The sequence below is a fragment of the Calditrichota bacterium genome (assembly GCA_016867835.1).
Taxonomy (GTDB): Bacteria; Electryoneota; AABM5-125-24; order Hatepunaeales; family Hatepunaeaceae; genus VGIQ01.
Window position 1 is genome coordinate 1 of record VGIQ01000097.1, and the last position, 11099, is coordinate 11099.

Below are 11099 nucleotides of genomic sequence, written 5' to 3' on the forward strand. Positions count from 1 at the left end.
CAGTGACATAGGAGCATTTTACCTTCATCAAGAACTCTCAGCACCGAAATCTGATAATGATATTGAAGCTGCGTTGAGTGGTAAAAGTATCCAGATTTATCCCAATCCATTCAATTTGTCTGCGGTTATCTCTTTCTCCCTGCCGGAACCGGGGAATGTAGAGGTATCCGTCTTCGATCTTTCGGGGCGTGAAGTTTCGACTCGGACACAACATTTCGTCGCTGGTCAGCACAAAGCGTTCTGGAATGCTGTCGGTTATCCAGCAGGTCTGTATCTCATCCAGGCGAAATTTGGCAACGAAGTAAGGTCGCAAATGGCATTGCATCTAAAATGAATCGCTTGATGATCAAGGCGCAGGCGGCTTTCGCCGCCTGCGCCCTAATCGCGTTTTTGCCTGGATTGGGACTGTCACAGCCTGATACTGTATGGACAACATCATTTCCCACGAATACAAGTAATGGAATAGATATTTTTAGAATAGAAGATGGCGAATTTGTAGTTGCTTCTGGCGCACCCAGTCGTAGAGCATTTCAAATTTGTAGGATTGATTCTGAGGGAGCGCTTATTGAAGTTAGAACATATGATCCTGCCAATCGAGTAGTAGCGCAATATCCTTATTCCTCATGCCGCATGCCTGACGGCGGCTACTTTATGGGGGGACTAGGTTCCGTCAGGGTAGATTCTAGATTGGATTCAATTTGGTCTAAGTCTAGGTATGAGGGAGGATTTGGAGGATATGGAAGCATTCCCGCGCATGATGGCGATATCATAGTGACAGGTGGTAGATTCGCGTTTAAGGTAGGCGATGAGAACGAAGGAGAAATCATCTGGCGTCGTGAGTATGAGAATGTGGGGGGATCGCTCAATTCCGGCCTCTGGGACTGCCTTGCGACCGACGATGGTGGCTATCTCTTTGCTGGAATTACCGCCAGAATTGGGAACGGCGGAGACGATTTTTATGCCGTAAAAGTCGATGTAAATGGCGAGATTGAATGGGAGAACACCAATGGCACACAACTTGAAGATCTCTGTCTAAGTGTTGCGTCTGCATCGGGCGGTGGATGGTGCCTTGCTGGAACTCACCGTTATGGTGAAGCTGCTTCACATCGCTATGCTATGCTTGTGCGAATCGATTCAGATGGAGAAGTGATATGGAGCCGCATTTATGACGAAGTAGAAAATGGCGACTTCATCTACGATGTGGAAGAGACCCCTGATGGCGGATTTGTGTCAGTAGGCAAAAATTCACGAAGTGAATACCTAATCCAAATGCGCGTCGATTGCAATGGCGAGTATCTGTGGGGCAGGCGCTACGGTCTCTATCAGGAAGGTAATCGCAGAGACTGGGCGAGAGGCGACTTGACATCTGTGATTCTGATGGACGACGGCGGCTATGTGGTCTGCGGAACTGCCGACGGCGGACCCTATCAGGGTGGTTTTCTCGCCCGCACCGAGCCTGACCCTGTCGATTTCCCGCAGTTGATCGCCGTTTCCGACACTCTCCTCGACTTCGGTGAGGTTCTAGTCGGGGATTCGGTCTTACTGCCATTACGTCTTTCCAACCCAGGCCGGAGGTGGACGGAGGTCGATTCGATCACCGCAAGCGATCCTGCGTTCAGCGTCCAATATGCCCTGCCGGTTCTATTCTTCCCCTGGGATACGCTCGACATCCCAATCCTTTTCCATCCCGATACCAATCGTGAATACTCCGCTCTACTGACCATTCACGCTGACACAACCTCGCTGGATGTTACCCTTTCCGGTCGCGGCGTTCCGCTCGCCGTCCCCGACGACGGCGGGATCGGAATCCCGCCCTACGAGATGGAGTTAAGTGTCTCGCCCAATCCATTCAATGCGAATACGCTGATTCGCTATGAACTTCCCTGGCAAACGGCAGTAAATTTGACTATCTACGACATTGCCGGGGCTGAGGCGGCGACTCTGGTGTCAGGAACTTTCGATCCCGGCAGGCACAGCGTCGTATGGGATGGCTCATCGCATCCCGCGGGCATCTATTTCATTCACTTTGAAGCGGCGGGTCGATCCCGAGTTGTGAAGGCGGTCCTGATCAAGTAGGATTGGCGTTTCAGCCTTGGCTTGGCAACGCAAGATGTAGTTGCCAATTCGTTTATGATAGCAGCGGTGCGACCGATTGCCTGACGCAGGGCGGGGCTTACGAAGCGGCGCTTTGAAATGGAAGTTTAGGAATCCGCCCCAACAATGTTCCCCCGATAAATCGGGGAGCCACCGAGGAGTGTGAGTCGGGAAGCCAGCGAAAAAGAGCAGGAGAAGTGAGCAAGTGGGCGAATAGGAATTCGCCCATGCATGAGATTTATTCTACCCTTCCTGCCGGCCGGGGCGGTTCCAGAGGAATCTCGTTAGCCCCTTTTGCGTCGCCACCCAGAGGCTGTCGCCCTCGATCGCCAACTGGTTCACCCGCCCGACCGGAAAGCCCTCCCGAGTCCCGAACCGCACCCACTCGCCGATTTTTAAGTCATAACGATACAGACTCAGCTCGGTCCCGACCCAGAGGTTCGTATCGGCGGGCAGGAGCGCCAGCGGCGCTTCGCCGCCGAGGAAGACCTCGCCGGGAATCGCCCGCCAATCGCCCGTCCGGCGGTTAAGTATCCGGATCCCGCGTGGCCCGCCGATGTAGAGATGCTCCCCTGTAACAGCCAGCGATAACGCGGCTTCGTCGCCGATCGTCTCTTCGCCGCTCACGAACGACCAGCGCCCATCGGATACGCTGCGCCAGATGCCTTGCAATCCTCCCGCCCAGACCGTATCTCCGTCGGTGGCGAACGACGAGGTGCGAAGATCATCAACCTTCGGCGATCCAGAGCGAAACATTGGGCCCTTGGGCAAGGCATAGCGGTTTACGCCCTGGTCGCCGCCGATGTAGAGCCACCCCCCCGCGACGGAGAGCGCCCGCAGCGAACCCCCCTGCAGCCCGTCGAACCTCGTCAGCGTCCGGAAATTGACGCCTTTCAGGTCGGTCAGGACAAGTCCGGCGTTTCCAGCCAGATAAAGCGCCCCGCCATAGACGGCAATAGCCCGGACTGCACCCGTCTCAAGGCCCGGCGTCGCGCGCGGGGCAAAGGACTTCCACCTACCGGTCCTCCGGTTCCAGATGACGGGACCTTCCCGCGCACCGCTGTTGTTTCCCCCGATCCATACCTGACCCTGGTCCATAAAGTGAAATGCCTGGACATCCATCCCCGCCGGGCCGGGCTCGCGCACCTCGATCCAGCCGGTGCGCTCGTCGGCGACTGCGATACCCAGCCCCGGATAGCAGATATAGCGTCTTCGGTAGTCGGGATCGAAGCGCTCCGACACTGGTCGGAAGACGTTCAGTTGCAGGTCGTTGATAGCCCCGCCGGAGGATGGGTCGAAGCCGTATTCGATATCGGTTGGGTGGTAGAAGGGAAATTCGGACGGCGGCAGGCGGCGGCGCCCCTGCCAGCGAATGCCGGAGGTGTCGAACCTGGCTGGAAGAGTATAGAGATGGTATGATGGAGGGTTGACAGCCTGCAGTCGGCGGCCCTGTTCGACTATCACGAGGTCGCCTGCGTCGCCAAGGGAAGTAATCTCGCCGCCCGCTACACCCTCGAGCCGGGCCCATCGCTCAATGTCCCAGCGATAGTAGAGCAGCGCGTCCCGCGCAGCAAGCCAGATCGTCCGCGACTCGGGATGCCACAGGACTATCCGACCGCCGGACAGGGGGAGTGCTCTATCCCAACCGACTCCCGTTGCCCACGGATCGATCGGCTGAGCCGTCGCCCGTTCGAGCCGAATGAGACCTCCACCGGTCGCAACGACGACTTCCCGGTCGGTCAGATCCGCCGATCGAGCATCTCGCCCGTCAAACCACGTGACGACGTCATCCTGCCGCCAGCCCGGTTGAGCCGATATAAAAGCCGAAGGCAGAAGGCTGAGGACGAAGAGAATCAGGCAGATGTTGGTAAGGAGAAGGATGATGGACGCGGGAAGATGGAAGAGGAAATTTGACGAATGGCCTGCCTGTAAGATAATACGCCGCCTAAGTGTAGATGGAGAGATTCCGGAACCAGGAAGTAAGTGCGCAATAGACATACGGATTGCCTGCCATCTGCCGCTCCTGGCGAAGGCGTGCATCCTTCGACCAAACTCCACCTGCCTGACTTTGCCTTATACCTCTTCCCTTATTCCATCAAAAAAGCCCATTATCCGACAGATCGACGACCCGCCACTGATTGTTTATTTTGACCATGCCGCGAATGGTGAAATCGGCGCTCTCGCCCTCAACCGAGATGGTCGCCTGACTCTCTTTGAAGGCTGGGAAGCCCTTGTATTGATACCACTGCGATCCGAGGTGAAACCGCTTCACCTTCACTTCCTTGCCGTCGATGAACTTGACCATATTCCGGAAGTTGGTGATCAGGTCCGAGAGGACGGCGTCACTGAAAGCCGCCGCGTCGGAGCGGACGCCCGCATCCGGATTCAAGGTCATAAAGCCGTTGACATCGAGCAGGATCGCATGAGCGGCATCCTCGTCGTTGTTCTGCGCTGCGGTGAGCAGTTGCTGCACCGTTTCGCGGATCAGCCGCTCCTCATTGGTCATAAAGGTGCAGCCGCTGAAGGCGAGCAGCGCTGCCAACGGGACGATTTGCAATCTGAGGAGTCTCATACGTGCTTCCTTGACTGATACTATATTGAGTCCGTTGAAAAACCTCGATTAATGCACACCGGACGTCCTCGTCCGGCGTTTTTGACCCCTTCTCCCCAGGCGCACCAATCAGAAGTCGCGGAAATACCTGTAACGATAGTCCTTAATATCGGCGGCAATGCGCAGTTCACGCACCCAGTTCTGCGCCACGGCCTGCTGTTCCTTGCCCACCAGGTTGATATAGACGACCGGGTAGTTGGCCCGGACGTTGTCCTCTTCGATGTCGAACTTTGCTTCGGCGACCGCGACATAAGCGCCGTTGCGGCCTTCGATGACATCCGACAGTTCGCCCTCCTTTAGCCGGAAAGCCTTGGTAATAAAGTCCTTATCGGCACGAACGCCATCGGGCAGTTTACCTTCTGTCTTCATGCTGTCATCGGTCACATAGACCGGATAATTGGCTGCCAGTGCTACTGCCTCAAGATCTTGCGGACCGCCCATTTGCCCGCGCAGTTCGGCGGCAGCGGCGGCTGCGCGATGCTGACGCAGCGTCTTGATGAGCGTTCGGCGAATCTGGTCGCGCACTTCGTCGAATGGCTTGACGCGTTCGTCGGTCGCTTCGACGATCTTTAGGACGACGTAGCCGTCTGGAATCGGATAGATTTCGCTCGCCGTCCCGACGGGATTGTTGAAGCAGAATTCTGCCGCCATCCGCATCCGCCCCAGCCCGGCAATATAGCCCGCTTCGGAGAACGCCTTGGTCGTATCGACGCTTAGGTTGCTTTCGGCAACGCTCTGATCGAAGCCGCTCTGGGAGACGTCCTGAGCAAAGGCATAAACGGTGTTATAGACCTCGTCTCGGGTGTCGGGCGAGGCTTTATACTTCAGAAGGATATGGTGCGCCCGCATCTTCGGCTCGCCATCCTCGACCTTCTTCTCATCGACCCGGATGATGTGCAAGCCGAACTTGGTCTGCACCGGCCCGACGATTTCACCGATCTGGGCTTTAAGGCAGGCTTCCTCGAAATTCGGCGTCATAGCGCCCTTGCCGAACCAGTCGAGGTCGCCGCCCTTCTCGGCCGAAGCCGCATCCTCGGACCGTTGCCGGGCAAGCGCTTCGAAATCGGCTCCGCTCTGAAGTTCCGTGAGCAACTCCTCGATTTCGTTCTCGACTTCGATCGAATCCTGACCCGACGGTTCAACCTTGAACTTCACAAAGGCAAATCGGCGCTGGGCATATTGCTTGTAACGGTCGGGAAAAAGGCGGTAATAGCGCTGCAGCATCTCGTCGGTTGCGCTGCTCGAGTCGAATTCGACCTTGTCGTTGGGAACGAAGACGAAGCGCAGTTTAGCCGTCGAAGTGCCGCGCCGGACTTCATCGCGAATCTGCTCCGGCGTAACGTCCGCGGCGCTGGTGGCCTGAAAGAGTAACTTCTGCTCGAGCAGATAGTTGCGCACCGACTCTTCAAGTTGCAGGAGGAAACTTGCAGCCTCCGGACGCCGCAGGAATTGCCGGTAAAGGTTGAGATCGAACTGCCCGTCGCGCTGGAACGACTCGACCGAGCGAATCTCGTTGGGGGGATAGAACTCGACGATGTGGGCGATCTCGCGGTCGGTGATCTCAATGCCGAGCCGGCTGGCTTCCTGCATCTTCAACATCCGTTCAACTTGCTCGTCCCAAACGTCTTCGCGCAACTGCTTCTGTTTGTCGGCGTCGAGTTGCCCGCCTTCCTTGCGCTGCTCGGCTTCGACCTTACGGCGCGCGATCAGTTCGAACTTCTCAAGGGTGACTTCGTCGCCGTTCACCATGCCGAGAATGCCCGGCTGTTCACGGTCTTTGAAGCCGCCCATGCCCCAACTGAAGACAATGGTGGCGAGAAAGGCTACGACCAGAATCCAGAGAATCGTCTTCATCTGGCTTCTGAGGGTGGTCATCATCACAGGCGCAACTCCGCTTCCCTGATTAGTAACAGGAACAGTATGTATTTTTGATGAAACGACGACTTGATGCCGGTCCGAATGGCCCGTGAGACAGCCCCTTCTCGATGGGATACCTCTCAGGCTGGCATAGACTTGCAAAATAAGCATCGACAAGCCTCAAATCAAGCCTTCGCCGGTCTCCTGCCCTCCCGGTCGGGCAAAGATGAGTGCCGTTCGAGCGTCAGCCGGACTCGTTTGACGCCGCGGGGATCGGCTCCGATGACGCGGAGCGTCGCTCCTGGAATGCGAAATTCCTGTCCGGCATCGGGGATGTCACCGCCGGCCAGTTCGACCATCCAGCCGCCGACGCTCACTGCTTCCGAGTCCGGCAGTACCAGTGGAATATAGGTTCCAAGGTGACTCAACCGCACCCGGCTGTCGATCAGATAGGTGCGGTCGGTCAGTCGGAGACATCCCGGTCCGGGTGAGCGGGTCTCCTCGGCGATAGGACCGACCAACTCTTCGGCCAGGTCTTCGATGCTGACCACTCCGGCCAGCCCGCCATATTCGTCGATCACCCCGGCCAGCCGGGCATTCTGCTCTCGCAGCGCTCCGGTAAGCCGCAAGACCGGAAGCGATTCCGGCACCGTCGCCAGAGGTTTCAGGATGCTGCTCAACTCCGCCGTGTCGCCCCCATTGTCGAGGGTCAGCAAATCGCTGGTCTGAACGATCCCGAGCGGGTCGTCGAGATCCCGCCCGTAGATGACGATGCGCTTGAAGGGCGATGTAGCCATCAACTGCCTAAGGTCCGCGACGGTGGCCGTAACCGGTGCTGCCGTCAGTGCCGTCCGCGGAGTCATAAGATCGAAGACGCGCAGTTCCGAGAGCCGCAGCGACCGGTGCAGCATCGTCACTTCCTTCGGTTCAAGCAGTCCGCTCTGCCCGGCGTCGCTTAAAGTCCCGGTCAGGTCGGAGCGGCTCAGGAACCAGACTTCGTCTTGCGGTGTGCCGAGCCGTCTTCGGATTACCTCGACCAGATACAACATCGCCATTACAATCGGGACTGTTGCCAAGTATGTTCCGCGGTAGGCTATTAGCGCCGCTCGTGCCAGATGGTCGGCAGACTGCCGAGCCAGCACCTTGGGAATCGTCTCCCCGATAATGAGATTGATGAGCGGCGAGAGGATCAGAATCGTTTGCGCCGAGAGGCCGTAAGCAGTGAAGACCAAGGCAAAAAGCGACGCAAAGGTTGCATTGGCAAGGGTATTGGCAAACAGGACGGTAGTAAAGAACCGCGTCCGTTCGCGGTCGGCGGACTCCAGTAGCAGCGCCACCTTATCGCCCTGATGCGCCCGCGCGGCATAGCGAATCCGGTCGAGTGTGAGATAGACCGTCTCGACCGCGGAGAATAGCCCGGAACCGAACAGTGCGGCACCGAGCAGCGCCGGAAGGATGAGATCAGCGTTCAATGCTGCCGTCGCGAACCCGGTTCCAACTCACGCTGCCGTCCCAGGCTCGCCTTCGCGGCGCGCCATTTCCCGCCGCGTCCAGTTAACCGCCTCGGTGATCCGGCATAGTTTCTCATAGGCAACGTCGCGCGGCAGTCCCCCGAGCGGCGCCGCCGGCCCGACCCAAATCAAGTCCGGATCATGCACATCCGCAAAGCGCAACAGCCCCATTCCGATCTCCATCGCCGACTCGATACGCTTACTACGACCGCTCACCAGTCCGAGTTCGAGGATTCGACCCGGCATCAGCCCCGGTCGGTTGGCCAAATCGTCGTTTCCCGGTTCATCGACAAGGTCGAATGCAAACCCGGTAAAGGGAAGAGTGGTCAGATGCTCAATCGCTTCGGTCCAACTACCGCTGACCGCCAGCATCACTGCGATAGCGCGATTCTGACAGAGAATGGCGGCGGCTTCACCCAACAGCGAGTCCGCTGTATCCGCCGGCGTAACCAGCGGCTCTTCGATCAGTATGTAATGTGCCCCGGCCGCCTCCAGACCCTCGATTTCGCGCGCCAGCGCCCTTGCCAGATCTATTGCCAGTTCGAACTTTCTATCCTTACAATAGGAGTCCGGGTCGGCGAACCGCGCGAGGCTAAGTGGACCGGTTAGCGTCGGCCGCAGATCGATCGGCGACCGCTCGCTAAGGAACTTAAAGTCATCTATCAGGATCGGACGCTGCCACATTGCCCGGCCGACCGCACGGGAAGTGATGGGCGAAACTGCACCCCCGTCAGCCGGGATGCCGGTCGAATCCTCTGTGGTAGCACTCTTTGTCAGCAGCCGGTCGGGCGGCGATTCGAATCCCGCCAGATGCCGCAGGATAAACTCCGCCGGGCCGTCCCACCGGCACTGGCCGTCCGAAGCCACCTCGACGCCCGCGGCGATCTGCTCGGCGACCGATTCGACCATGCTGCGTTGGAACGCTCGCTCCAGGTCTGCATCGCTGATGGTGCCGCGCTGCCATCCGGCGATGGCGCGCTCGATGATCGACGGACGCGGCGGTAGCGGTGAGCGGGGATAACTGCCCCGGTTGGCGATGGTGAAGATGGATGGCCCACAATATAAAGGAATGGTCAGTGGAGGGCTTAAGCCGCCCAAAAGACAATATAGGTTGTGATGCAGGTCATTTACAAGGAGGTCATATTGTCTATCTTGACCTTTGCAGATGGCCTGAACATGTGCCGTCTGGAGACAGGCCGGACTATGACGGACAGGCATTATCGTCACCGGGCTGAAACTTTTTTTGAGAAAAACGCTCCAGACTCTTGCGCGGGGGGGATTTGTTTCGTATATTAGGTGCGATTTGGGAACGCTAAGCAGCGGCATCACGGGGTGACGGCCGCCGCCTGAGCGTACCTCAAGGACCTTCTCAAGCCGGCGCTGAGTGCCTTAACTCCGGCCTGAATATCGACATACAAACCATAGCATCATAAAATGGAGGTTGGTATGCTAAGGGTTCGCTTGCTCTCGCTCGCGGTGCTCCTGCTCGCTATGTTCGTCGTTGTTGCTCCGGCAGCCGCCGATCAGATGACGCAGGTTGCGCCTCTCGCCGGGCTGGACGAAGAGACCTATCTAAACCAGGTCATCTTCCCGGCCAAACTCTCACCTGCAGGTTTATCCCCCGAACAGGATGCCTGGTATAGCGACTACCTGGGCCGTCAGGCCCGGGGCGGCGGCGTTTTGCCGCGTCGCGACCGACGTGGTGTGGACAACGCCGACAACTACAGTTGGCGCGATCGGAACGAAGCCGGGGTCGAATTCAACTGGATCGACATCCGCAATCGCCAAGGCGCGCAAGCGATCAATCTCGGCGATGACCAGGTTTCGGGGGTGATGAACCTTGGATTCAATTTCAACTACTACGGGCAGAACTACAGTTCGTTGCGGGTCTGCTCCAACGGCTGGGTCAGTTTCGATGCCAACTATGGCAATCCGGACTACCCGATGCCCCAGCCGCCCAATGCCGGCGGGGTCAACAGCGTCATCATCATGATGGGCTATGACCTCCATCCTGGCTACGGCGGCACCGAGATTTGGTTCTGGTCGGATGGGCAAGGTTTGGCAGTGGTAACCTACCACAACATCTCAGCCTACGGCAACAACGCCATCCGGCACACCGCCCAGTTGGTGATCAATGGCGCCAATGGGCATCTGAAGATTCAATACGGCCCCCAGCAAGGGGCGCATCAAGGTTCGATCAACGTCGGCTTCGAAAGCCCGAACGGACAGGTGGGCGCCAGCATCATCTTCCGCAACGGCTCGGTGGCCGACGGTGACGTTTTTGAGATCGCCAATCGCTGGATTATGTTCGACGGCCCCGGCATTGTCCTGAATCCGGAAGCCCTCAACTTCGGCGATGTCTATGTCGGTCAGGAAGGTGTCATCAACGTCACTCTGACCAATGCCGGCAGCGAAGAACTCGTCATTACCGGCTGGGGCAACGACAATGGAGCCTTTGTGCTTCCGGAATTCCAAGGGGAGTTTGCCATTGCCTCAGGCGAGGAGATTCAGTTCGATGTAGCCTTCCGTCCCGAGCAGGACGGCGGCTACGAAGATACCGGCTGGATCTCCAGCAACGCCGTCAACGCCGATGAGAACGGCAACTTCTTTGTCGGTCTGACCGGACGCGGCATTTCCGCTCCGCAGATCGCCGTCGATCCTCAAGCCATTGAGGATGAACTGAGCACCGGCGAGACTAACGAACACATCATTAACATTGCCAATGGCGGCGGCTCAGACCTCAACTTTGAGATCAGCCATGCCATTATCCGCGAGCCGGGCCAGCGCCGCGACGCGTCGGGGCGCGAACTGCGCAACGCCGACGGCGGCCCCCGCCGCGACAATCCGGGCGACGTGATTGCCCAGTATCAAGGCCCGTTCAACACCTTGAGCGGTATGGGCTTTGACCCCGACAACCAGTGGATGTGGGGCAGTTCCTACGGCCAGGGCCGGATCGGTGCGGTCGATATGGAAGGCAATGTGGTGCGCAATTTTGGCGCCCACGGCAGCGCGCTCGGCTTCACCTT

The 11099-nt window shown here is 58.0% G+C and carries 8 protein-coding genes; 3 read left to right on the plus strand and 5 right to left on the minus strand.

All coding sequences use genetic code 11. From position 1 onward, the window contains the following. Both FJY67_09385 and FJY67_09390 read left to right on the plus strand, forming a co-directional pair. Nucleotides 1-334 (plus strand): T9SS type A sorting domain-containing protein (locus FJY67_09385; GenBank protein MBM3329664.1); only part of this gene is annotated, 334 nt, incomplete at its 5' end. Beyond that, entirely contained in the window at nt 331-2076 is a 1746-nt protein-coding gene (locus tag FJY67_09390) for a T9SS type A sorting domain-containing protein (protein ID MBM3329665.1), read from the plus strand. The genes FJY67_09385 and FJY67_09390, both read left to right, overlap by 4 nt. Nucleotides 2077-2337: 261 nt before the next feature. Here FJY67_09390 and FJY67_09395 read toward each other — a convergent pair whose 3' ends face one another. The 5 genes from FJY67_09395 to FJY67_09415 form a co-directional block, all read right to left on the minus strand. Then, nucleotides 2338-4092 carry a hypothetical protein gene (locus FJY67_09395; GenBank protein MBM3329666.1) on the minus strand — a complete coding sequence of 585 codons (1755 nt, stop codon included), beginning with the start codon at nt 4090-4092 and terminating at the stop codon, nt 2338-2340. Nucleotides 4093-4189: 97 nt separating this feature from the next. After that, entirely contained in the window at nt 4190-4666 is a 477-nt protein-coding gene (locus FJY67_09400; GenBank protein MBM3329667.1) for a hypothetical protein, read from the minus strand. A gap of 108 nt (nt 4667-4774) precedes the next feature. Continuing rightward, nucleotides 4775-6733: a hypothetical protein gene (locus FJY67_09405; protein MBM3329668.1), complete on the minus strand. Its 1959-nt coding sequence runs from the start codon at nt 6731-6733 to the stop codon at nt 4775-4777. Between the two features lie 14 nt (nt 6734-6747). After that, a complete protein-coding gene (locus tag FJY67_09410; protein MBM3329669.1) occupies nt 6748-8034 on the minus strand; it encodes an HlyC/CorC family transporter in 1287 nt (428 codons plus the stop codon). Nucleotides 8035-8061: 27 nt separating this feature from the next. Further along, a complete protein-coding gene (locus FJY67_09415; GenBank protein MBM3329670.1) occupies nt 8062-9402 on the minus strand; it encodes a hypothetical protein in 1341 nt (446 codons plus the stop codon). Between the two features lie 105 nt (nt 9403-9507). Between FJY67_09415 and FJY67_09420 the strand changes: the two genes are divergently transcribed. Then, nucleotides 9508-11099, plus strand: a 1592-nt coding sequence (locus FJY67_09420) for a choice-of-anchor D domain-containing protein (protein ID MBM3329671.1), incomplete at its 3' end; no start/stop codon positions are given.

Bases quoted from the DNA above. Each gene is read 5' to 3' on its own strand.
- FJY67_09390 (MBM3329665.1), top strand. From the start codon at position 331: ATGAATCGCTTGATGATCAAGGCGCAGGCGGCTTTCGCCGCCTGCGCC.
- FJY67_09395 (MBM3329666.1), bottom strand. From the start codon at position 4,092: ATGTCTATTGCGCACTTACTTCCTGGTTCCGGAATCTCTCCATCTACA.
- FJY67_09400 (MBM3329667.1), bottom strand. From the start codon at position 4,666: ATGAGACTCCTCAGATTGCAAATCGTCCCGTTGGCAGCGCTGCTCGCC.
- FJY67_09405 (MBM3329668.1), bottom strand. From the start codon at position 6,733: ATGCTTATTTTGCAAGTCTATGCCAGCCTGAGAGGTATCCCATCGAGA.